This window comes from Yersinia canariae, from assembly GCF_009831415.1.
Classification (GTDB): domain Bacteria; phylum Pseudomonadota; class Gammaproteobacteria; order Enterobacterales; family Enterobacteriaceae; genus Yersinia; species Yersinia canariae.
Window position 1 is genome coordinate 2,084,949 of record NZ_CP043727.1, and the last position, 22,641, is coordinate 2,107,589.

The window sequence follows — 22,641 nt, forward strand, 5'->3', positions numbered from 1 at the left end:
GTTATTCCCGTTTATCAATGCATTACCTGTGCATTAATCGATAATGGCTTTTATCTGGCCCGTCTATTGATGGGGAATAACTATAGGTTTGGGATTACTATTCACCAGCGCAGTCAATGGCCCCATACTGGCTGAAGCAGGAATGAGAAAGCGCATTTCATTACCTGGCAAAACATAGCCCATCAGCCCGCTATTCATGTTTTTATTTTGTAAGCTAACGCGGGAAATCCGGGCGTGAGTCTGCCCTTGATTGCGAATGGACAACCATGTTTTCCCGTTATCCTGAATGAGTTTGTAGCCGAGACTCAGTGGGAAAAAGGTGGCTGGGTTATTGGCATCTTCAGATTTCAGCCCTTCACCATAGATAAATAAAGGGATGGAATAGCGCATCTGAAACTTCAGCCCCATATTCAAATCGGGCATGGGCGCATCTTCATTGGGGTCTTTGCGCGGGATTTCATCAATCAGCACCCTGAATGCTTGCTCCTGCCCAGCGGGCACCTGCGTATTTTTAATCAGTCGGATCAACTGGCGTTTACCGGGTAAAATAGTCGCAACTGGCGGGCTGGCAAGGATTGCTGACTGATGACTGTAATCTTCCTGCCCGGCTTTTTGTTGCCACCCTAATACACGAATTTGCATGTAAACGGGCTGGCTGTCTTTATTTTCCAGCCACAGCGCGGTGGCTTTCTCATGACTGTTTATCACCGGATCTATAGGCCAGATAAGCACTGAAGAGGCCGCATAAAGTGAGTTGCTGGCCAATGTTGTCGCGAATAAAACCACTGAAGAGAGTGATGTTAATTTAATCATGGTGAACTCCTTGTCGGTAAAGTACCCATATTAAATAAAGAGTCATTTAATAAGTGACAGTCACTAATAATGTATCTGTGTAATTTCCCGCCGTAGGGAGGGCACTGGTGGCAAACAATTGCGCGTATAGAATGATTTGCTGCAAGGTACTATTCGCACTAATGACTTGCGCGGTTCCGCCGTTACTGCCATTGCCCCAAATAACACTGCGGGCGCTGTCTTGGAATATTTGATAAAACAGGTATTCACCGGTAGTGCTATTGAGTAGCCGCCGACCGGCAGAAATATTGCCGGTAGTATTTGCGCCGCTATTTAACGCCAGAGTGATGCTGGGCGTACCACTGCACTGAATAATGATTGAACCGGCATTTTGGCTGGAGACGATATTAATTGCTGTTGCCAGTGAAGAGACATTGCCAAAATTCAGTGTGCCAAAACTGTTGCTATCAGCCGTGCCGCTTCCCAAGATGCAGCCGGGTAATATTGTGGCTTTGACTGCAAAGGGGCTGCTTAAGGTTTCCCCATAACTGCCCGACACGGATAAGCCCAATAAACTCAACACCAGTAATTGAATTAAGGTGGGATAGAAACTGCCGTGCATCATATTGTTTCCTCCCTACCAGTTAACAGTGACTTGAATTGTGTCGGTATAAACACCCGCCGCTGGCGTGCTTTGTATCGGGATCAGTCCATACACGGGGAGGGTCATGGGTTGCCCGGTAGCAACCTGTGAGACACCCACGGTATTATCCCAAATCTGACTGTGGGCGGAGTCGGTATACAGGTTGTAATTCACATGTTGACTTGTCGGGCCACCGGCCAAATAGCGGCCATTGACACTGCCGCTTTGTCCGGCACTGAGCAACACGGTAAAGCTGGTGTTTTTACTGCATTGCACGGAAATCGCCCCGGTATTGGCCTGGCCGATAACTGCTATCGGGGCGTTTAGCACAGTCGCTGAGCCAAAATTCAAGGTGCCAAAGGTGGTGGAGCCACCGACGGTCGTGCCGGCAATACAGGTTGGCAATAATGTCGCATTGACATTGATATTGGCCGTTTTAGAGACGGCATACACCGGATAAGTGCGCAGTAATAGCAGGCCGACGATTAACCACAAAAGCCGTTTTTTATCGTCAATAGTCAGCGAGTTACCCGGATGAGTATCTAATGTCATATTGACTACCAATTGACAGTCACGTTTACCGTATCGGTATAAGTGCTGACACTTGGCGTAGCCTGTATAGGAACTTCACCATAAACGGTGAGGGGGATGGCGGTACCTATTGCAGCCGCGGTGCCGGCGAGCAGACCAGAGCCTGTGGTTCCCCATGCTTGGGAATATCCACTGTCTTTATACAAATTATAATTTACAAACTCACTTGTCCCGCCAGATAAGCGGCGCTGGGTACTCAACGCATGTGCGCCGTTATCAATTCCAATATTGTAGGCTGTACCAGCACTACAGTATAAATTCAGCGCGCCATTGGTTGTGCTGCTGTAGGCCTGTTTCAGGGCGGCATTTAAGGTCGCGACGGTGCCGAAATTGATGGTGCCTAAGTTTGTTAACCCGCCAGGAGTCGTCCCGTCATTGATATAACATCCTGTAATAATCGTGAGAGATGCGCCTAATGTCCCAGTGACCGTTCCCGCACTCTCTACTGAGGGAGCTGACTGTAGTAAAACTATAGCACTAAGAATAAGTAAAGGTTTCTTCATTGTTTCATCCTTAATCATATAATTTACAGCCAAGTAATATCGCGTTAAGTTGCGCCAATGACGTAGCGAAACTGATGTTTACGGCAAAAATAATTAAAAAAACCAGATGATTAATTAATAGCAGTAAGATTAGAAAAGTGTTCAATTTTGATCAAAAAATTACTCATCCATCTCATATCTATCATTTATTGTGTATTTTGCTGGAAAAACAAGAGGGATGGGTTAATCCCTACATTCAAGATAAATTGATGTTTTTGGCTTTTAATTCTTAATATGAATCCATTCAGCAGCGTTATAATTGAGATGCATCTATAGAGCAAAAAATCTTTATTGATTAGTTTCGCTTCTGAAGTGGGTTGCAGAAATTCCCAACCCGATCACCGCCAATAGTGCCGCCACACCGTAAGTAAATTGCATACCTTGGGTAATATTTATTGCGCTGGCTAATTGAATATCTTCAGTTGCTGATGCGAAAGCGAAGACCGCGCCCATGACGGATGCGCCAGTGATAAGCCCAAGGTTGCGTGAAAGGTTGAGCATACCGGAAACGGCACCTCGTCTATCCGCACTCACCGACTTAATCATCTGGGTATTATTGGCTGCCTGGAAGGTGGCATAGCCGATAGTCATCACACACACCGGCACGATATAGCCGAGTACGCCAAAATTAGCGGGGATTATCGCCAAGAGCAGGGTGCCGACAGTTATCCCCCCTAATCCGCCGGTAACCATTATTCTGGCCCCCAATTTATCCACCCAGTAACCCGCCGGAACACCGCTTAACGCCGCCATTATTGGGCCAGCAGACATCGCTAACCCAACCCATTCAGTGCGTAAGCCCAGGGCGCGGGAAAGATAAAATGGCCCGACAATCAGGGTGGACATCATGATGGTGGTGACCAATGCGCTTATGATTAATCCTGCGCGCAACACCGGGTGCTGTAATAGGGGGGCCTGAATTAAGGGGGATTTCGCTCTTTTTTCTGCCCAGATAAATAATCCCCCGCCGAGGGCCGCGGCCCCTAATAGTATCCAGTTATGGGCACTGAATGTGCCATGCCCCAAAGTCATGGACAGCGTATATAGCGCGAGAGTCAAGCCCAGCAGTATCATTCCGATGGGATCAAAACCAGAATGAGAGTGAGGTAATTGAGTGTGACTGGCAGGTAAGTAACGTGAGATGAGGAACAAGGCCAATAAGCCAAAAGGAATATTGATGAAGAACATGGCAGGCCAACCGAAGCCCGCAATGAGCATGCCGCCGAGAGAGGGGCCAAGGGCGGTTCCGATAGCGGATACTGTGCCGAGCATCCCCATGGCGCGCCCGGTTTTTTCCTGACCGACTGTTTCACCGACCAGTGCCAAAGTGAGTGTCATCATGGCGGCGGCCCCCAGCCCTTGCAGGATGCGGGCGGTAATCAATACTCCAATGCTGGGGGCAAAGGCGCAGCCCAGAGAGGCCACGGTGAAGAGTGTGATCCCCACTTTTAATAATTGGCGTTTGTCGATGATATCTCCCATTCGGCCAATACTGATGGCCGATGTGGTAATCGCCAATAAGTAGGCCAATATCACCCACTGCGCGTCTTGAAAAGAGGCATCAAAAGTTCGTGTTAACGTGGGTAATCCCACATTGGCGATGCTGGTGGCTAATGAGGAAAGCAGCATCGGCAGTGAGAGGCAGAGCAGTATTTTTCGTAGGGCGGCGTTTTCAACGGTAAGTGAATGACTGTTACGGGTATTGATTTTCATTTTTAGCGAGCTCCCAAAAGACCTATTCAGGAGACTATTTCATTGTGTGACAGGGCGGAAGACGCACGAGATGCAGCTTATTACTGCATCCAACGCCATGTCACGGCGGATTGTGCTAGAGTCATGAGATGACAAAACCTGATCTCAATTTATTAATCACGCTCAATGTTCTGCTTGCGGAAGGCAGTGTGGTACTTGCCGCCCAACGATTGGGGCTAAGCCCATCGGCGATGAGCCGCGCGCTGGCGAGATTGCGCCAGACCACCGGTGACCCATTGTTGGTGAGAGCGGGGCGGGCGCTGGTTCCTACCCCCAGAGCACTTGAGTTGCGTGAGCAGGTTAGCCAATTGGTGCAGGACGCGACATCTGTGCTGCGCCCGGCGGAGAAACTGGATCTTGCCCAGCTAACACGCATTTTTACATTGCGTACCAGTGATGGTTTTGTCGAAAATTTTGGTGCGGCGCTGTTGGCGCGGGTTAACCAAGATGCTGCGGGTGTGCGGCTGTGTTTTATGCAAAAGATGAACAAAGACAGTGCATTACTTCGCGATGGCATTGTCGATCTGGAAACCGGTGTTGTGGGGGCGTCGGCCAGCCCTGAGTTGCGCACGCGCGGGCTATTTCGCGATAGCTTCATTGGTGTTGTCAGGGCGGGGCATCCACTGTGCGAAGGGGAGATATCACCCGAGCGCTATGCTCGCCAAGATCATATTATGATTTCACGGCGTCAGGGCCATAAAGGGCCGGTTGATGATGCTTTGCAGTTAGTCGGGCTGGAAAGAAACGGGGTGACTTATGTGGACGGCATCTCGACCGCGTTGGCCTTGGTGAAAGGCTCGGATTTGGTGGCCACGGTACCGGAACGGCACACCTTGAATCTGCGCAGTGGGATGTTCAGTTTTCCGCTGCCAATAACCTCACCGATTATGACGGTTTCGATGCTCTGGCACCCGCGAATGGATGCTGACCCGGCCCACCGCTGGTTGCGCCAATGTGTACTGGATGTGTGTGGGAATACCTATCAGGGCGACACATTCGCGCCCCCCTGATAGGTCATCAGGACTAGAACCGTGGGATCGCGGTTCCCCAGTTTCGCCAGTCTTTCGGCTCTTCCGGGTTAAGCAAGAAGTGTTGATTCACACTGGCTTTCGGTGCCAGTGGCGTGGTCGGTGGCGTGGCGAAAGCAATACCTCCGCGAATAAACTGCTGGAAGGTGCCACTTTTCACCACTCCACCCGTCAGGCCAAATTCAAGGTTATAGCCCGATGCCAACCAGAAAACCGAATTCTGCCGCACCAGCTGTTGGAATTTCTGACTGATGCGCAAAGAGACTTGTACCCGATCAGACATCGCCCCCAGATTAAACCCAGTCACCGTCCCCACTTCCAGCCCACGGAACAAGACCGGCGTGCCAATTTGCAATGATCCTGCCTCTGCCGTATCAAGAATAATGCTCAGGCCATCAAGATAGCGCGAATCCGTAATAGTGGCGGTTTGCAGCTCAAATGAACGCAATGTGCCACCTTTACCCGGCTCTACATTAATATAGGGCTGGAACAGGGTATCCAGATTATTGACCCCTGCGGCGGAGATCTCCGGTGACACAATCGAGAAGCGGGTGCCCGCACGCGCAAAGCTCTGTACGTATTCGGGATAGAGCACGGCTTTGGCTAACACCTCATTGCGCTCGGGGGCCAGTTTCAGTGATTCAACCTGCCCAATATTGATACCCAGATAGCGAATTGGCATGCCTGTTGCCAGTTTGCTGGCATCAAAGGTGCGCAAGATAATCTGGCTGCCGACCGCACGCGCAGCGGTTTCATTAGCATAAAGAGTGCGTTTCGCGCCTTTATCTAGCGTGACACCCTCGAGATTATCAAAGCTGATTGCCCCTTTTAATGCCCGGTTCAGCGGGGAGGCTTGCACGGTCAGGCCGCTCCCGTTCAACTGCACTTTCGCGCCGCCCTCGGCCCAGAAGATGCTCTTATCGGTCAGTAGCTTGCGATACTCCGGCTGAATGTACACATCCACTTCAAACTCATTGGCTTTCGGTTTGATATGGGTTATTTCACCCACCTGAAACTTGCGATACAACACCACTGAGCCGGTTTGCACATCGGGCAGGCTAGTTGCCGTCAGTGATAGCGTGGTGGCCGGGCCATTGCCTAAAATCCCATCCGTCGCTTTGTCTATACTGCTATACAGTGGATACTTGCTGAGTGCTGCGCCTTTGCCGCCCGGCAGAATCAGAATACCGCCATCAATCCACTCTTGTGCGCTGGCTCCTTGTATATCAACGCCATCAATACCGAGTTTTACCTCAATGCGGCTGTTCACGACAAACTTACTGTCTTGATGCACCAAATGCCGATATTTCGCTTCAATAGCGGCGGTAAAACTCACGCCATTGGCGGAGAGCTCGCGAGTTAATACCTGACCAATTTTAATACCATGCAGTGAGATGGGCTGGCCGACATCAATGCCATAGCTTTCCGGTGCTGTTAATTGCAATTCGAGCACATTGGGCTGCTGTAACAGGCTTTTACTGCTGGGCAGCACGGTAAAGCGCTGTTGTGGTTCGCCCTCGCCGGGGATGAGCTCCAGAGTATTGCCAGTTAAAAGCTCACTCAATTTGGCATCATTAAGACTAATTCGTGGGCTATTCATTTCAATACGCGTACCAGTACGCATTAAATCCACCACCGACGGGTCAATGGTCAGTTCGCCAGTGACTTTGCTGTCTGGCTGGAGTGCCATTTTGGTCAGGGTGCCCACTTGTAACCCTTGATAAATCAGTGGAGTGCGCCCCTCGCTCAAGCTGCTGCCACTGGGTAAATCCAACGTGATAGCCACACCGCGCTTGCTATGTGCCAAATCTGTGTAAAGCTGGAAAGGCTGGTCTGGCTTTGCATTCTGGCTGTTTGGTGGCGAGTCAAAGGCAATGGCACCATTGACCAATGCGGCCAGACTCTCCATTTGTACGGATGCGCCATTGAGGCTGAAATCACCTTTAAAACCAGACACATTCCAAAAACGAGTATCATTTTTGACCAGTTTGGCAAAGCGCCGGTCAATCAGCACATCAATGACTACTCCATTATTATCAGGTGCGATGTTGTAATCGTAGACTTTACCCACCGGAATTTTACGGTAATACACGAGTGATCCACTATTGAGCGAACCTAAATCCGATGCATGCAGATGAACCATTAACTCGCCGGTATTGAGGCGGAATTTGGGTTGCGTATCCAGTGCCGTGAAGTGGCTCTGAGGTTTGCCTTCTCCCGGCATCATCCCGATATAGTTACCGCCCACCAAAGCATCCAGACCGGAAACCCCCGCCAGAGAGGCTTTTGGCGTCACTAACCAAAATTGAGTTCCTTCGCGTAGCGAATCCTCCATGTCATTTTTGATACTGGCGGTAACTTTAATATTGCGCAGGTCATCATCCAGACTAATGGATTGCACCATCCCAACTTCCACACCTTGATACCGAATCGGGGTACGCCCTGCAACAATCCCAGCCGCAGACTGGAAGTCAATAGTGACTTCGGTGCCACGTTCTTGCCAGTTGTTATAAACCAGCCACCCCGCAATCAGCAGGGCAATAAAAGGCAACAACCAGAAAGGCGATATCCGGCGTTTATGTTTAATTTGTGCCTCAGTCGGTGTACTCGGCGTTTCCTGTTGCATGTGCATCCCAAATCAATCGGCTATCCAGCCATTCAACAGCAAGGATAGTCAAAATGACCGCAGACCCAAAATAGAAGGCTGCTGGCCCCATAGTGAAGGAAAGGAGCTGATCACGATTAATCAGCGACATCATTAGTGCAATAACAAAGAGATCTAACATTGACCAACGGCCAATCCAGGTAATCAGGCGTAGCAGCCGCATTCGGGTTTTCAGACTGTGCTGTGTCTTAAGATGAATGCTGAGCAGCAATGTTATCAAGACAATGATTTTGGTAAAGGGCACCAGCACACTGGCGATGAATACCACGGCAGCAATTGGCAGGTTACCCGATGAAGCGAGGGAAACCACACCTGAGAAAATAGTATCCTCCATACGAGTGCCGTTGGCATAAACAATTGATATCGGCAATAAGTTGGCAGGCAACAGCAACACGATAGAGGCAATTAATGCCGCCCAAGTTTTTTGGATACTGTGGCGACGACGATAGCGCAAAGGGATATGGCAACGCGGGCAGCGCCCTAGCGCATCAGGATGCCCAGTGTAATGACAAGAGAGACAAACGCGCAGTGTTTCTCGGGGGCCGGGGGGTTGCTCTTGCGGATAAAATCGCTCCCACAATTGTTCCAGATTCAAATGCACCAGCGCCAGAATACTGAGCAATGTTAACGTCAGATAGGCGATTAGCCCGCTACCGGGCATCACGTCGGCGTATTCTTTCACTTTAATACAGGCCACGGCCATGCCGATAAGATAGATATCCAGCATTACCCACTCTTTCAACCTCTCCAGCATCAGTAAGATTGGCCGCAAGTTCATACCAATCCGGCTACCAATACGCAGATACAGGATTGAAATGGTGAGGGTAATCGGGGCGCCCAGAATACAAAAGGCCACCATGCTGGCCGTGATCGGGTGGCCCTGACGACTCATTTGCCAGATCCCCTCCAGCAAACTGGCATCAATGCGCGTGCCGAGCAGGCGAATAGTAATTAGTGGCTCGGTAAACGCAAATGGCATCAACAACAGCATGGCGACGGCAATAGCAGTTAGGCGAGTCAGTGACCAATCGCGCCCGCTGGCTATTTTCGCACTGCAACGCGGGCAATACGCCGTCTGCCTGCCATTCAGCGGTGGCAGGGTAAACAGCGCATCACACTGGCAGCATCGTTGAACCCGCGCTGTGGACAATGGGCGTTGAATGGCATGTATCTTCATCTATTAAGCACCCTAGTCCTGACTCCGGTTTTCACGTCATACTTCAAACTGCTGGGGCGTTGGCTATGTGAGTTACTTTGCCCGTCCACCATGAGCCTCGCCTTTGCGAGGCTGCGACAAACCGCGTTCAAATCGATTCCCGACCCATTTGTCATCCGAATCACTTCTTTATTGTAAGCTCATCGGGGGGCTTTCGCTTGCCGCCTCGTGCAACTCGAATGAGTTAGGGTATAGCAAGAATAACGCGGATGGTAGCAGAGCAATGAGTCAAAACAAGGGGCAAAAAGGGCCAAACTCACGATGTCGGCAACTCTTTTGCAGGGGAAGCGCCGAATAACCTTGTAGCAATACGCATTTAATGATTATTTTATATAAGCTAGGCGTAACAATTGCCTCTGGCTATTCTTAGGTTTCTAACGGTCATTACATGAAAAAAGCAGAATTCTACGCGGAATTAAAACGTGACTTGAGTGCCCTGATTGCAGGTGAAACCAATTTCATCGCCACATTGGCTAATGCCAGCGCCTTAGTTTATGAACGTCTTGATGGTTTGAATTGGGCGGGTTTTTATTTGCTCGATGGTAATCAATTGGTGTTAGGCCCTTTTCAGGGAAAAATCGCCTGTGTGCGAATTCCTGTCGGGAAGGGAGTATGTGGAACTGCTGTGGCAGAAAATCGCGTTCAGCGGGTCGGTGATGTGCATGCATTCCCCGGTCATATCGCTTGTGATGCGGCCAGTAATGCAGAAATTGTGCTGCCAATCACAGTTAAGGGAAAAGTTATCGGCGTTTTGGATATCGATAGCATTGTTTATGATCGTTTCGATAAAGACGACGAATTAGGCTTAATCTCAGTCGTGGCGGGGCTTTGCGAGCATCTTGAGCTGTGTGATAGTTCAAAATATGTTACACAGACCGCAAGTTGATATACGGATAACGTGGCAATTGCTGATGGCGTCATTATAATGACGCCTGTTCATGCCTGCGGCTTGTTGGCAACCCGTTGTAATCAGGAAATTTCATGGAAAATCAACCTAAGTTGAACAGTAGTAAAGAAGTCATAGCCTTTTTGGCTGAGCGGTTCCCACTTTGCTTCACCGCCGAAGGCGAAGCACGTCCACTGAAGATCGGAATCTTTCAAGATCTGGTCGAACGCGTTCAGGGGGAAGAGAATTTAAGCAAAACGCAATTGCGTTCTGCGCTGCGTCTCTACACCTCAAGCTGGCGTTATCTTTATGGGGTCAAAGTCGGTGCTGAACGTGTTGATTTGGATGGCAACCCTTGTGGTGTGCTGGAAGAGCAACATGTAGAACATGCCCGCAAACAGCTGGAAGAGGCGAAAGCCCGTGTTCAAGCACAACGTGCTGAACAACAAGCTAAAAAGCGCGAAGCTGCCATTGCTGCGGGTGAAACCCCAGAGCCACGTCGCCCACGTCCGGCAGGTAAAAAACCTGCGCCGCGTCGTGAAGCGGGTGCGCCTGTGGAAAACCGCAAGCCTCGTCAGTCACCTCGCCCGCAACAAGCTCGGCCACCTCGTCCACAGGCCGAGGAAAACCAGCCACGCCCTGTGCCGGTCACAGATATCTCTAAACTGCAAATTGGTCAAGAAATCAAAGTCAGAGCAGGCAAGAGCGCGATGGACGCAACCGTATTAGAAATCGCTAAAGATGGCGTACGGGTGCAGCTATCTTCCGGTCTGGCGATGATTGTGCGCGCAGAACACTTGCAGTTCTGATACGGAGGCCAACCTAGGCATGAACAAATTTGTCAGACTAACAGCAATCGCAGGCTTGTTACTGGCGGGGGCAAGTTACGCGGCTGATACAACGTATCGCGCCGATCAACTTCCTCAGTTACACCAGGAACCAGAGCATGCAACCGTGAGTGAGCGCGTAACATCGCGCTTCACTCGCTCTCACTATCGTCAGTTTGCATTGGATGATCAGTTTTCCGCCAAAATATTTGATCGCTACCTCAACATGCTGGATTACAGCCATAACGTGTTGTTGGCATCAGATGTGGCAAAGTTCGCGGGTAAAAAACATTCGCTGGACGATGAGTTAAAATCCGGTCAGTTAGATACGCCATATGCGTTATTCAATCTGGCACAAAAACGCCGTTTTGAACGCTATCAATATGCATTGTCCGTTTTGGACAGGCCAATGGACTTCACGGGTAATGACACCATTGATATTGATCGCAGCAAAGCACCTTGGCCGACCAGCGAAGCAGAGCTGAACAAGCTTTGGGACGCGAAAGTTAAATATGATCAGCTCAATTTGAAGTTAACCGGTAAAACGGATAAAGAAATCAAAGAGACGCTGACGAAGCGCTATCAGGCCGCGATTAAGCGCTTGACGCAAAGTAACAGCGAAGACGTCTTCCAGCTGATTATGAATGCGTTTGCACACGAAATTGACCCGCACACCAATTACTTGTCGCCACGTAATACCGAGCAGTTCAACACCGAAATGAGTTTGTCTCTGGAAGGTATCGGTGCAGTCCTGCAAATGGATGATGATTACACATTAATCAACTCTATGGTTCCGGGTGGCCCGGCGGCGAAAAGTAAAACTATTGCCGTGGGTGATAGGGTTATTGGTGTGGGCCAAACAGGTAAACCGATGGTGGATGTCATCGGCTGGCGTCTTGACGATGTTGTTGCGCTGATTAAAGGGCCGAAAGGCAGCAAAGTGCGTTTGGAAATTTTACCTGCCGGTAAAGGGACTAAACCTCGCACTGTGACTTTGACGCGAGAACGTATTCGTCTGGAAGACCGGGCGGTGAAAATGTCGGTGAAAACCATCGGCAAAGAACGCGTCGGTGTACTGGATATTCCCGGTTTTTATGTTGGCCTGACAGAAGATGTCAAGGTACAGCTACAAAAGCTGGAAAAACAGAATGTTAGCAGTATTATCATTGATTTACGTAGCAATGGTGGTGGGGCGCTGACTGAGGCGGTTTCTCTGTCTGGCCTGTTTATTCCGAGTGGCCCAGTGGTTCAGGTGCGGGATAACAACGGCAAAGTGCGAGAAGACAGTGATACTGACGGCGTGGTGTATTACAAAGGCCCGCTGGTGGTATTGGTTGACCGCTATAGTGCGTCTGCATCCGAGATTTTCGCGGCGGCAATGCAAGATTATGGCCGGGCATTAATCGTCGGTGAGCCAACCTTTGGTAAAGGGACGGTGCAACAGTACCGTTCGCTGAATCGTATTTACGATCAGATGCTGCGCCCTGAATGGCCGGCATTGGGTTCACTGCAATATACTATCCAGAAGTTCTATCGGGTAGATGGCGGCAGCACTCAGCGCAAAGGGGTTACCCCGGATATTGTGATGCCGACAGGGGTTGATCCGGCAGAAACCGGTGAAAGTTTCGAAGATAATGCTTTGCCTTGGGACAGTATCAATGCTGCCAGTTATACCAAGACGGGTGATCTGAAACCACTGGAGCCGGAATTACTCAAAGTGCATGCAACTCGTATCACCGCTGATCCTGAATTCCAGCATATTCAGCAAGATATTGAGCGTTATAAAGCTCTGAAAGATAAGAAAAACATTGTTTCTCTCAACTACGCCCAGCGCGAAAAAGAGAATCATGATGATGATGCCACGCGCCTGAACCGCTTAAATGAGCGTTTCAAACGTGAAGGTAAAAAGCCGCTGAAGTCATTGGAAGATTTGCCAAAAGACTATCAGGAGCCAGACCCTTATCTGGATGAAACGGTGCATATTGCATTGGATTTAGCGCATAAAGAAAAAGCGCAGCCGCAGGTTGAATCTCAACCAGCAGCGCCGGCGACAGCAACAGCTGCAAAATAATTAGCGGGTGATAGACATGATCCGGGTTCTTAGAGCCCGGATTTTTTTTACTTTTTTTCCATACCATTTCATCTGATCTGGCGAAAAAACAGCTCAAGATGTAATAAAAAGTATCCAAATTTGTAAAGTTATGTTGATTTCCTCTCTTAGAACTTAACAAGCCTTGAAAATTTATCAGATGCCCATACGATCAGCATATCTCAGTAGTCATTTGGCTAAGTCATCATGTCAACTTTGGCTCAATACGGTGTTGATTTAATACGGTCGTCAATTAACAGAATAAGGAAATAAATTTTTATGATGCGTATCGCTCTATTCCTACTCACCAACCTGGCTGTCATGTTGGTGTTCGGGTTGGTGCTTAGCCTGACAGGTATTCAGTCCAGCAGTGTGCAGGGGCTGATGATTATGGCCGGTCTGTTTGGTTTTGGCGGCGCATTTGTTTCGTTGCTGATGTCCAAATGGATGGCTTTGCGCTCCGTCGGTGGTGAAGTTATTGAACAGCCACGTAATGAAACTGAGCGCTGGTTATTAGAGACTGTGCGCCGTCAGTCACAGCAGGCTGGTATTGCCATGCCGCAAGTGGCTATTTACCAGGCTCCGGATATTAATGCCTTCGCAACCGGCGCCCGCCGTGATGCGTCACTGGTTGCCGTCAGTACCGGTTTGTTGCAGAACATGAGCCGCGATGAGGCGGAAGCGGTTATTGCCCATGAAATCAGTCATGTGGCGAATGGTGATATGGTCACCATGACCCTGATTCAAGGTATTGTGAATACATTCGTTATTTTCATTTCGCGTCTGATTGCGCAGGTGGCAGCCGGCTTCTTGTCGGGTGATCGTGATAATGAAGGAAGCAGCGCCGGTAACCCGATGGTTTACTTTGCTGTCTCAATGGTCTTGGAATTGGTGTTTGGTATTCTTGCCAGCATTATTACCATGTGGTTCTCGCGTCATCGTGAATTCCATGCCGATGCCGGTTCTGCGAGACTGGTTGGGCGTGAGAAGATGATTGCGGCCTTGCAGCGGTTGAAAACCAGCTATGAACCTCAGGAAGCGGGTAGCATGATGGCTTTCTGCATTAACGGTAAATCTAAATCATTCAGCGAGCTGTTTATGTCCCATCCGCCGCTGGACAAACGTATTGAAGCTTTGCGTTCAGGTGAGTACCTGAAATAACGCGCATTGAAACTCAATAAAAAACCCCGCTTCGGCGGGGTTTTTTTAGCACTAAAATCAGATTAACTGCGTTTTTGGCTCACTCGCAATAGGCTTACCAGTGCGGCGATACTGGCGAAACAGCCGGCGAGTATGAGTGATGCATGGGTTCCATTGGTTGCAAACAGATTAAACATCAAGGCAACCAATGCCGCCCCTGATGTCTGCCCTAATAGGCGCGCAGTGCCCAGCATCCCACTGGCTCCACCGCTACGATGTTGTGGTGCAGCGGAGATAATCGTGTGGTTATTGGGGGCCTGAAACAGGCCAAAACCGGCACCGCACAACACCATACGCCAGATGATGTCTACATCACTGGGGTCGGCTGGCAGCACGGCCAACAGGAATAAACCACTGGAGAATACCGCTAAGCCAATTCCGCCCAGTAATCCGGCATGATAACGCTCAACTAATCGGCCGGCGATCGGCGCGACTACCATGGTGGCGAGTGGCCATGGGGTTAATAGCAGCCCGGTGGCAACTTCATCACGCCCCAACACGGTTTGCAGGAAGAAGGGCAGTGAAACCATTGCCAGCATTTGTGCGGCAAAGGAACAAACGGATGTGCCGATCGACAGCGCAAAGATAGGAATGCGCAGTAAATCGACCGGCAATAATGGGAAGGGCTGGCTGAGTTGGCGGCGCACAAAGAAAAAGCCGATGACCAACAATGCTATCACTTCGGCGGCAATCAATGTCGGGCTTTGCTCTTGAGCAAAACCACTGATAGCGGTTATCAGTAAACCAAATGTCAGCGCATTCATAATGCTACTGGTGATATCGAAACGGTTACCGTTGCTTTTCATATTGTTGGCTGGCAAATACTTCATGCCCAGCCCCCAGGCGACCAATCCGATGGGCACATTAATGGCAAATAGCCACTGCCAAGATGCAACTGACAGCACTGCGGCGGCAATTGTTGGCCCGGCGGCGGCAGAGACCGCCACAATCAAGGCATTAATGCCAATCCCTCGGCCTAACTGTGCTTTGGGATAAATAATGCGGATCAGGGCGGTATTTACACTCATCAACGCGGCGGCACCAAACCCCTGCAACACGCGAGCCAATGTCAGCGTCCATAAGGAGTCGGACAGGGCGCAAAACAGTGATGTCACACTAAATACCAGTAAACCGGCTTGATAAACCCGCCGATAACCAATGATGTCACCTAATGACGCCATCGAAAGCAAAGATACGGTAATGGCTAGCTGATAAGCATTCACTACCCAAATAGACGTGGCCGGGCTGGCATTCAGGTCACGGGCTATCGTGGGTAACGCGACGTTGGCGATAGTGCCGTCCAGCACCGCTATCATGATACCTAAAGCAATAACGAATATTGCAGCATAGCGCTGAGGAACCGGCATTCCATCGGTGACAGGTGGGGTCATAGGTTTTGTCTGTAAAAATAATAAGGTAGGTGAATCGTTCTATGCTAACGGCTATTGTGTTTGGATGCATCCTTGCAAGTCGGGTTATTTGTAAAAGACCTTTTTACGACAAAATATATTCACAGCAGACTATCATCGGTGAGAGGTCGGAAAGAATTTCCCTTTCGGGTTAGATTAACAACTTGATAATGACCATAATTTGTTAAAATCAGTAAAAATAGAACCGCGATCACGGAAAAATGAAACATCGTTTCTATAATGTGAGATAGTATAAGCCGAACAGGTTCCCCTGCGGGCAAATTTTAATTCTCTGATGATTTTAAGGACTTTCCGGATGGCTAAAGGTAAACAAATCCCCCTGACATTTCATACTTATCAGGATGCCTCTACCGGTGCACAAGTTACACGGCTGACGCCTCCAGATGTGACTTGCCACCGTAACTATTTCTATCAAAAGTGTTTCACCCGTGATGGTAGCAAACTGTTGTTCGGCGGCGCTTTTGATGGCCCGTGGAACTACTATTTGCTGGATCTTAACACTCAGGTGGCAACACAACTGACAGAAGGGCGTGGCGACAATACCTTTGGTGGGTTCTTGTCTCCAGAGGATGATGCGCTGTTTTATGTCAAAGATGGCCGTAATCTGATGCGCGTTGACCTTGCCACCTTGGAAGACAGTGTGGTTTATCAGGTGCCGGAAGAGTGGGTCGGTTACGGCACTTGGGTGGCAAACTCAGATTGCACCAAACTGGTTGGCATTGAGATCAAACGTGAAGATTGGCAACCTCTGACAGACTGGAAGAAATTCCATGAGTTCTATTTCACCAAACCGTGCTGCCGCTTGATGCGCGTTGATCTTAAAACCGGAGAATCTACGGTTATTCTACAAGAAAATCAATGGCTTGGCCATCCGATTTATCGTCCTTATGATGATAGCACCGTGGCGTTTTGTCATGAGGGGCCGCATGATTTAGTGGATGCCCGCATGTGGCTAATCAATGAAGATGGCAGCAATATGCGCAAGGTGAAAACCCATGCGGAAGGTGAAAGCTGCACACACGAATTCTGGGTGCCAGATGGCTCAGCGCTGGTGTATGTTTCTTATTTAAAAGGCAGCCCGGACCGCTTTATTTACAGCGCTGACCCAGAGACGCTGGAAAACCGCCAATTGACTTCAATGCCAGCCTGTTCACATCTGATGAGTAACTATGATGGCTCGCTGATGGTTGGCGATGGTTCTGATGCACCGGTTGATGTCCAAGATGACAGCGGATATAAGATCGAAAATGATCCTTTCTTGTATGTTTTCAATATGAAGAATGGCACTCAGCATCGCGTTGCTCGCCACGACACCTCATGGAAAGTATTTGAAGGTGACCGCCAGGTCACTCATCCACATCCTTCCTTTACACCAGATGATAAGCAAGTCCTGTTTACCTCTGATGTTCACGGTAAACCTGCCTTATATTTAGCCACATTACCTGAGTCAGTCTGGAAATAATTGAATTTTGCACTAGCCTCTTTCTTGGAAAGAGGCTAATTTGCTGTCTGCAAGGCTTTTATCCGATTATTCACATTGGTTTATTGCACAGTCTCGCGACTTCCCTTTATAATAAAACCACTGTTCTATTTTTTTTAAAACATATTGTTTTATGAAACACAGAAAACTGAGTAGGGTAACAAAAAAATGGCTATTGCAGATTTAGATAAACAGCCCGACTCTGTTTCGTCGGTTCTGAAAGTTTTTGGCATCTTACAAGCATTGGGTGAAGAACGGGAAATTGGTATTACCGAACTTTCTCAGCGTGTAATGATGCCTAAGAGTACAGTGTACCGCTTCCTACAGACCATGAAGTCCTTGGGATATGTTGCCCAGGAAGGCGAATCAGAGAAATATTCCCTGACTCTGAAGTTATTTGAGTTAGGCGCTAAAGCATTACAAAACGTTGATTTGATCCGTAGTGCGGATATACAAATGCGTGAATTATCCAATGAAACTCGTGAAACTCTTCACTTGGGTGCTTTGGATGAAGACAGCATTGTTTATATCCATAAAATCGATTCTATGTATAACCTGCGGATGCATTCTCGCATTGGTCGTCGTAATCCACTGCACAGTACGGCAATTGGTAAAGTACTGCTGGCATGGCGTGACCGTGGTGAAGTCGAAGAAATCTTGTCTCATATCGAGTTTACTCGCAGCACCAAACATACTTTGGGCAGTGCCGCAGAACTGTTGCCGGTGTTGGACCAAGTCCGTGAGCAGGGCTTCGGCGAAGATATTGAAGAGCAAGAAGAAGGTTTACGTTGCATCGCAGTCCCTGTTTTCGACCGCTTCGGCGTCGTAATTGCCGGGTTAAGTATTTCATATCCGACATTGCGCTTTTCTGAAGACAGCAAGAGCGATATTGTGAAATCTTTACATCGCGCAGCACGCAATATTTCAGAGCAGATGGGCTATCGCGATTATCCTTTCTGAGGAAATCACTTAATAGGGTAAATACTGTATAATTATTGGATATTTTTAATCAGCTGTTAATTATAACTATTTATTCCTTCCCATCCCAAACGGCTCCTCTTATCAGGAGCCGTTTTTTTATTGTTGGAGAGTCGGATACACGGCGAGGCGATATGAATAGATTTTTGCACATAAGTATTATCTGGTGATATTAGTTATCATTTAAATATATTGTTGAGGGACCATTTAATTCAGTGGGTTCACTATAACCGTGCTTAAGCATAATTATAGGGAGAAAGAGAATGAGGAAGTTATTAAGCACAGGGCTATTACTGCTGCTGGCCGGTTGTAGTAGTTCTCATCGTGATAATCCGCATCAATTGATTGACCGCGGTGAATATAAAGTGGATACCAGCATCCCTTCAATTGCTCAAAATGCGCGGGTGAGGTTTTTGGTTCTTCACTATACAGCAACAGATGATGCTCAATCGCTGAAGATACTGACTCAAGATGGCAATGTCAGCGCCCATTATCTGGTCAAAACGCAGCCTGATAGCATTGATGGCAAACCCGTGGTTTTGCAATTGGTTCCTGAGTCTCAGCGCGCCTGGCATGCCGGTGTCAGTGATTGGCATGGGCGCAGTAGCCTCAATGACACCTCGATAGGTATTGAAATCGTCAATAGGGGGTTCACTGAGAAGATGTTGGGCAGGCAGTGGTACCCTTACAACGAATCACAGATTCAATTGATTGAGCGGCTAACCAAGGACATTGTCGAGCGTTATAATATTGACCCGACAGATGTTGTTGCTCATAGCGATATTGCTCCCCAGCGAAAATCTGATCCCGGCCCCTTGTTCCCATGGAAACGTTTAGCTGAGCAGGGTATCGGTGCCTGGCCAGATGACGCGACAGTGACAAAATATATTGATGGCCGAAATAAAAATCATCAGGCTTCTGTTGCTGTCATCCAGCAGGCGTTGGCTCGCTATGGCTATAAGATCCCACAGACAGGTGAGCTAGATGATGAAACTCGCCAGGTCATTAAAGCATTTCAGATGCACTTCAGGGCGCAAGATTTCAGTGGTGTACCGGATGTAGAAACGGAAGCGATTGCGTTGGCATTAGTCGAAAAGTATCGGTCTGTTGGCCCTTAACTCTGCCGGAGTGCGGGTTGCTGCGAATGGTTAAAAAACAAAAAAGCCAGTCACTGCTGACTGGCTTTTAATGATTCACAAGTGATAGTTATTGATGGGCTAAATCGCCATCATCATCACTGTTGAGAATCTCTTTATCTGTTTGTTTCATCAATTGACTGGTAATGGTGCCCGCAGTCATTGAACCACTCACATTCAATGCGGTACGGCCCATGTCAATCAAGGGTTCAACTGAGATGAGCAAAGCAACCAATGTGACCGGTAAGCCCATCGCGGGTAATACAATAAGCGCTGCAAAGGTCGCACCGCCACCCACACCGGCTACACCGGCGGAACTGATGGTGACAATGCCGACCAGTGTGGCAATCCATATTGGATCTAGCGGGTTAATGCCGACGGTTGGGGCGACCATCACGGCTAACATGGCCGGATAAAGACCTGCACAACCATTTTGGCCGATAGTTGCCCCGAAAGACGCTGAGAAGCTGGCGATAGATTCAGGTACACCTAAGCGGCGAGTTTGGGCTTCTACATTCAGTGGAATACTGGCAGCACTGGAGCGGCTGGTAAATGCAAACGTCAGTACGGGCCAAACTTTGCGGAAGAATTTCAGTGGGTTAATGCCGGTGAAGGACAACAGCACGCCGTGTACCACAAACATAATGGCCAGACCCAAATAAGACGCGACAACAAAACTGCCCAGCTTGATGATGTCTTGAATATTAGAACCCGCAACCACTTTGGTCATCAATGCCAGTACGCCGTATGGTGTCAGTTTCATCACCAGACGCACAAGTTTCATTACCCAGGCTTGCAGAGTGTCGATAGCCACCAGTACCCGCTGGCCTTTTTCCACATCATCTTTCAGTAATTGCAAAGATGCTATACCAAGGAATGTTGCAAAGATAACCACGCTGATGATTGAGGTTGGGCTGGCACCCGTCAAGTCAGCAAACGGATTTTTCGGGATAAAGGACAGAACCAACTGAGGGACTGTCAAGTCAGTCACTTTGCCGAGATAATTGCTTTCAATAGCACTTAAACGCGCGGATTCTTGTGTGCCTTGCACCAGGCCATCGGCAGTTAAACCGAACACAGTAGTGACCAGGACACCGACCAATGCTGCGATTAATGTCGTGAACAGCAATGTGCCAATGGTCAGTACACTGATTTTACCCAGTGAAGATGCATTATGCAGTTTGGCCACCGCACTCAAGATAGAGGCGAATACCAATGGCATAACAATCATCTGTAATAATTGCACATAGCCATTACCGACAATATTAAACCAAGTGATAGACTCTTTTAGCACTGGGTTTTCTGCGCCATAGACCCATTGCAGCCCCAGACCAAATAGCACACCCAATCCCAGACCGGCCAAAACTTTCTTGGACAGACTCCATTGTTTATGCCGGGTTTGTGCCAATAGTAATAGCAGTGCTACAAATAACAGCACGTTAATCACAAGCGGTAGGTTCATCCCCAAATCTCCAAATTATTATTTTAAATACTGGCTTTCTATTCTATTTCTATTTTTATCTAGAATAGAGCCAGGCACAGTCAACTGTGCAATTAGCCGCGTATGTTAGCAGTTCCTCAGTAGGCTCACTTATATCCAAAAAGAATGTTATATAAATTTTTGCCATTATTTGTATGGAATATATTCAATTAGGTGATTGTTTGCCCATCAAAGTGTGATCACAATCTAAAATTCTTCAATTGCTCCATATAGGATAGCAGCGGAATGGTGGTGTCAGTTTGCCAATAGACGGAAAAACAAACTAATAGAACACATAATACGCGTTCTAACTGATTACCTTTCTGTGGGCGTAGTATTGGAATACAAAAACGCCAACGGCACGGCCATAGAAGTGGGACACCGGCCGGCGTAATCATATCGGCCAATAGATGGCTGAAATAGCCAATAATCATCGCGTGGAATGCATCAGCAGGAATAATCCAATCGCGGGAAATATCCATTTGAAATAGGGCAATGCCACCTATCACGGCCAACAGGCTATGAGTAAACCCGCGATGACCAAATGCGCGAGCAATAGGGGCTGATATCCACTTTAGTCGCTGACCAAGGATTGATTTTGGGTGATCAATATCTGGCAGCAAGGAGGTTAACAGGGCGCCAGGTATTATATGCCACCAGTCGCCATGTGCCAGTTCAGGTGTGAGGCCGACTTTCTTGGCAAAAATAACGCAGGCGACAGAAAAAATAAGGTGTCCTTCCCCTGTCATACTTGAATTCCGAATCTGTAGCTGTTGATTTATCCAGTATATGAGATTTTTCCTGACATGAATAGCCGTTACGCTGTAACTAAATGTCTCTTTTTACGTGGTTTAAGGCAGTGTCATTGAACTTGAGGGTTTGTAATGAAAGCGTCGGGGGTTGGGCTGAAATAGTGAGGTTAAGTTGGGCGACCCGCGATGCTAACAATGGTATAGGCCGAAAAAAGGGGAAAAGTGACCGGGAGTCAGCTTTTCCCCAAAGTAATACGGGTATGGGCATAATTACAAATAATGATGAGGGTACTAACAACTAAACTTTTACTAATAACTAAACTTTCACTAATAACGGCACGTCTATTTATAAGGCCAAAATTAGAAGCTGTACTGCACGCCTACACGGTAGCGAGTTTGACGTTCGTCAGTGGTTTTGCTACCCGCAACATTACCGATAGCAACATAAGGCTTCCAGTTTTTATCCCATTTGTAAGCCACTTTCAGATCATGACTCCATTCTTCTTTCTCTTTATTAGCCAGAATTTCGTCTTCAGATTTCTTGTAGTTCAACTCATATTCAGCGGAATAGTTTTTCAAGAAGTTATAGGCAAACAACATAGTGAACTCATGGCCTTTCTCTGTTGCTTTAGTCTGAGCAGGCTGGTTACGTTTGTAGTATGGGCGGTAACGCAGCGAGGTTGAGAAATCATCAGTTAAGGCCACTTTTCCGCGCAGGTAAGGGCGGTAGTTATTAGAATCAGAAGAAGACTCTAATGAGAAACCAGGCTCCAGTGAGAAGGTTTTATTGAATTGATAAACATAGCTGGCAACCACTTCGGTACCATTACTCACTTGCTCATTGAAAGGTTTATTTGGCGTGGTATCAGAGCTGTGCTGGCCCCATTTACCTTCTAAAGACAAACCAAAGCCATTTGCAAAACGGTTGGAAATCAGTAAACGATCTTTGTGATCAGATTTACTGGTATCTTTCATTTCGTGCCGGTAGTCAATTGTTGTTGCAACAGAACTAAAGCTGATTACAGATGCCACTGCAAGAGTCAGTAATTTAAATTTCATTTTTATATAATCCCAGGGTTATGGTTATCTAAATCAAAAGTCATTAACAAATCTATAAAGAATCAACATACGACTGAAAAACAATTCCAACAACA

General features: G+C 48.1%; 19 protein-coding genes. 8 read left to right on the plus strand and 11 right to left on the minus strand.

Features of this window, described 5'->3' with window-relative positions:
* Window positions 1–63 precede the first annotated feature (63 nt).
* The 5 genes from F0T03_RS09640 to F0T03_RS09660 form a co-directional block, all read right to left on the minus strand.
* Window positions 64–813, minus strand: a complete 750-nt coding sequence (locus F0T03_RS09640; protein ID WP_159678077.1) for a fimbrial biogenesis chaperone — start codon at window positions 811–813, stop codon at window positions 64–66.
* 46 nt (window positions 814–859) lie between these two features.
* Complete coding sequence (locus tag F0T03_RS09645; protein WP_159678080.1) at window positions 860–1,417, minus strand: Csu type fimbrial protein; 558 nt, start codon at window positions 1,415–1,417, stop codon at window positions 860–862.
* Between the two features lie 12 nt (window positions 1,418–1,429).
* The gene (locus F0T03_RS09650; RefSeq protein WP_145555516.1) at window positions 1,430–1,987 is read right to left on the minus strand and encodes a Csu type fimbrial protein; all 558 of its coding nucleotides are present in this window, start codon (window positions 1,985–1,987) and stop codon (window positions 1,430–1,432) included.
* A gap of 5 nt (window positions 1,988–1,992) precedes the next feature.
* Window positions 1,993–2,529 (minus strand): Csu type fimbrial protein, encoded by a 537-nt coding sequence (locus tag F0T03_RS09655; RefSeq protein ID WP_162526927.1) that lies wholly within the window; start codon window positions 2,527–2,529, stop codon window positions 1,993–1,995.
* A 327-nt stretch (window positions 2,530–2,856) separates the two neighbouring features.
* Complete coding sequence (locus tag F0T03_RS09660; RefSeq protein ID WP_159678084.1) at window positions 2,857–4,281, minus strand: MFS transporter; 1,425 nt, start codon at window positions 4,279–4,281, stop codon at window positions 2,857–2,859.
* 128 nt (window positions 4,282–4,409) lie between these two features.
* Here F0T03_RS09660 and F0T03_RS09665 point away from each other — a divergent pair, with 128 nt between their 5' ends.
* A complete protein-coding gene (locus F0T03_RS09665; protein ID WP_159678086.1) occupies window positions 4,410–5,330 on the plus strand; it encodes a LysR family transcriptional regulator in 921 nt (306 codons plus the stop codon).
* A gap of 13 nt (window positions 5,331–5,343) precedes the next feature.
* Here F0T03_RS09665 and F0T03_RS09670 read toward each other — a convergent pair whose 3' ends face one another.
* Together F0T03_RS09670 and yebS are read right to left on the minus strand one after the other, a co-directional pair.
* Window positions 5,344–7,974, minus strand: coding sequence for a PqiB family protein (locus tag F0T03_RS09670; RefSeq protein ID WP_159678088.1), 2,631 nt, complete (start codon window positions 7,972–7,974; stop codon window positions 5,344–5,346).
* On the minus strand, window positions 7,943–9,190 hold the full coding sequence (gene yebS / locus F0T03_RS09675) for a membrane integrity lipid transport subunit YebS (protein WP_145555521.1): 1,248 nt from the start codon (window positions 9,188–9,190) through the stop codon (window positions 7,943–7,945). Before yebS ends, F0T03_RS09670 begins: the two co-directional genes overlap by 32 nt.
* Window positions 9,191–9,617: 427 nt before the next feature.
* Between yebS and F0T03_RS09680 the strand changes: the two genes are divergently transcribed.
* The 4 genes from F0T03_RS09680 (at window position 9,618) to htpX (ending at window position 14,192) form a co-directional block, all read left to right on the plus strand.
* Window positions 9,618–10,115 (plus strand): GAF domain-containing protein, encoded by a 498-nt coding sequence (locus tag F0T03_RS09680; RefSeq protein ID WP_159678090.1) that lies wholly within the window; start codon window positions 9,618–9,620, stop codon window positions 10,113–10,115.
* 95 nt (window positions 10,116–10,210) lie between these two features.
* Window positions 10,211–10,924: an RNA chaperone ProQ gene (proQ, locus tag F0T03_RS09685; protein ID WP_004706516.1), complete on the plus strand. Its 714-nt coding sequence runs from the start codon at window positions 10,211–10,213 to the stop codon at window positions 10,922–10,924.
* A 19-nt stretch (window positions 10,925–10,943) separates the two neighbouring features.
* The gene (gene prc, locus F0T03_RS09690) at window positions 10,944–13,013 is read left to right on the plus strand and encodes a carboxy terminal-processing peptidase (protein ID WP_159678092.1); all 2,070 of its coding nucleotides are present in this window, start codon (window positions 10,944–10,946) and stop codon (window positions 13,011–13,013) included.
* A gap of 297 nt (window positions 13,014–13,310) precedes the next feature.
* The gene (gene htpX / locus F0T03_RS09695; RefSeq protein ID WP_145555524.1) at window positions 13,311–14,192 is read left to right on the plus strand and encodes a protease HtpX; all 882 of its coding nucleotides are present in this window, start codon (window positions 13,311–13,313) and stop codon (window positions 14,190–14,192) included.
* Between the two features lie 62 nt (window positions 14,193–14,254).
* Here htpX and F0T03_RS09700 read toward each other — a convergent pair whose 3' ends face one another.
* A complete protein-coding gene (locus F0T03_RS09700; RefSeq protein WP_145555525.1) occupies window positions 14,255–15,622 on the minus strand; it encodes an MFS transporter in 1,368 nt (455 codons plus the stop codon).
* A 334-nt stretch (window positions 15,623–15,956) separates the two neighbouring features.
* Between F0T03_RS09700 and ogl the strand changes: the two genes are divergently transcribed.
* The 3 genes from ogl (at window position 15,957) to F0T03_RS09715 (ending at window position 19,237) form a co-directional block, all read left to right on the plus strand.
* On the plus strand, window positions 15,957–17,123 hold the full coding sequence (gene ogl / locus F0T03_RS09705) for an oligogalacturonate lyase (RefSeq protein ID WP_159678094.1): 1,167 nt from the start codon (window positions 15,957–15,959) through the stop codon (window positions 17,121–17,123).
* A gap of 186 nt (window positions 17,124–17,309) precedes the next feature.
* Window positions 17,310–18,101 (plus strand): DNA-binding transcriptional regulator KdgR, encoded by a 792-nt coding sequence (kdgR, locus tag F0T03_RS09710; protein ID WP_145555527.1) that lies wholly within the window; start codon window positions 17,310–17,312, stop codon window positions 18,099–18,101.
* Between the two features lie 281 nt (window positions 18,102–18,382).
* Window positions 18,383–19,237 (plus strand): N-acetylmuramoyl-L-alanine amidase, encoded by an 855-nt coding sequence (locus tag F0T03_RS09715; RefSeq protein WP_159678096.1) that lies wholly within the window; start codon window positions 18,383–18,385, stop codon window positions 19,235–19,237.
* A gap of 88 nt (window positions 19,238–19,325) precedes the next feature.
* Here the strand turns inward: F0T03_RS09715 and F0T03_RS09720 are convergent, their stop codons facing one another.
* From F0T03_RS09720 to F0T03_RS09730, 3 genes are all read right to left on the minus strand, one after another.
* The gene (locus F0T03_RS09720) at window positions 19,326–20,717 is read right to left on the minus strand and encodes an L-cystine transporter (RefSeq protein WP_162526928.1); all 1,392 of its coding nucleotides are present in this window, start codon (window positions 20,715–20,717) and stop codon (window positions 19,326–19,328) included.
* A gap of 218 nt (window positions 20,718–20,935) precedes the next feature.
* The gene (locus tag F0T03_RS09725; protein WP_145555531.1) at window positions 20,936–21,484 is read right to left on the minus strand and encodes a metal-dependent hydrolase; all 549 of its coding nucleotides are present in this window, start codon (window positions 21,482–21,484) and stop codon (window positions 20,936–20,938) included.
* Window positions 21,485–21,847: 363 nt separating this feature from the next.
* The gene (locus F0T03_RS09730; RefSeq protein ID WP_145555534.1) at window positions 21,848–22,546 is read right to left on the minus strand and encodes an oligogalacturonate-specific porin KdgM family protein; all 699 of its coding nucleotides are present in this window, start codon (window positions 22,544–22,546) and stop codon (window positions 21,848–21,850) included.
* Window positions 22,547–22,641: the final 95 nt, after the last annotated feature.

Bases quoted from the DNA above. Each gene is read 5' to 3' on its own strand.
- F0T03_RS09655 (WP_162526927.1), bottom strand. From the start codon at position 2,529: ATGAAGAAACCTTTACTTATTCTTAGTGCTATAGTTTTACTACAGTCA.
- kdgR (WP_145555527.1), top strand. From the start codon at position 17,310: ATGGCTATTGCAGATTTAGATAAACAGCCCGACTCTGTTTCGTCGGTT.
- F0T03_RS09650 (WP_145555516.1), bottom strand. From the start codon at position 1,987: ATGACATTAGATACTCATCCGGGTAACTCGCTGACTATTGACGATAAA.
- ogl (WP_159678094.1), top strand. From the start codon at position 15,957: ATGGCTAAAGGTAAACAAATCCCCCTGACATTTCATACTTATCAGGAT.
- F0T03_RS09665 (WP_159678086.1), top strand. From the start codon at position 4,410: ATGACAAAACCTGATCTCAATTTATTAATCACGCTCAATGTTCTGCTT.
- F0T03_RS09640 (WP_159678077.1), bottom strand. From the start codon at position 813: ATGATTAAATTAACATCACTCTCTTCAGTGGTTTTATTCGCGACAACA.
- F0T03_RS09715 (WP_159678096.1), top strand. From the start codon at position 18,383: ATGAGGAAGTTATTAAGCACAGGGCTATTACTGCTGCTGGCCGGTTGT.
- prc (WP_159678092.1), top strand. From the start codon at position 10,944: ATGAACAAATTTGTCAGACTAACAGCAATCGCAGGCTTGTTACTGGCG.
- F0T03_RS09660 (WP_159678084.1), bottom strand. From the start codon at position 4,281: ATGAAAATCAATACCCGTAACAGTCATTCACTTACCGTTGAAAACGCC.
- F0T03_RS09725 (WP_145555531.1), bottom strand. From the start codon at position 21,484: ATGACAGGGGAAGGACACCTTATTTTTTCTGTCGCCTGCGTTATTTTT.
- proQ (WP_004706516.1), top strand. From the start codon at position 10,211: ATGGAAAATCAACCTAAGTTGAACAGTAGTAAAGAAGTCATAGCCTTT.
- F0T03_RS09730 (WP_145555534.1), bottom strand. From the start codon at position 22,546: ATGAAATTTAAATTACTGACTCTTGCAGTGGCATCTGTAATCAGCTTT.
- F0T03_RS09680 (WP_159678090.1), top strand. From the start codon at position 9,618: ATGAAAAAAGCAGAATTCTACGCGGAATTAAAACGTGACTTGAGTGCC.
- htpX (WP_145555524.1), top strand. From the start codon at position 13,311: ATGATGCGTATCGCTCTATTCCTACTCACCAACCTGGCTGTCATGTTG.
- F0T03_RS09720 (WP_162526928.1), bottom strand. From the start codon at position 20,717: ATGAACCTACCGCTTGTGATTAACGTGCTGTTATTTGTAGCACTGCTA.
- F0T03_RS09700 (WP_145555525.1), bottom strand. From the start codon at position 15,622: ATGACCCCACCTGTCACCGATGGAATGCCGGTTCCTCAGCGCTATGCT.
- F0T03_RS09670 (WP_159678088.1), bottom strand. From the start codon at position 7,974: ATGCAACAGGAAACGCCGAGTACACCGACTGAGGCACAAATTAAACAT.
- yebS (WP_145555521.1), bottom strand. From the start codon at position 9,190: ATGAAGATACATGCCATTCAACGCCCATTGTCCACAGCGCGGGTTCAA.
- F0T03_RS09645 (WP_159678080.1), bottom strand. From the start codon at position 1,417: ATGATGCACGGCAGTTTCTATCCCACCTTAATTCAATTACTGGTGTTG.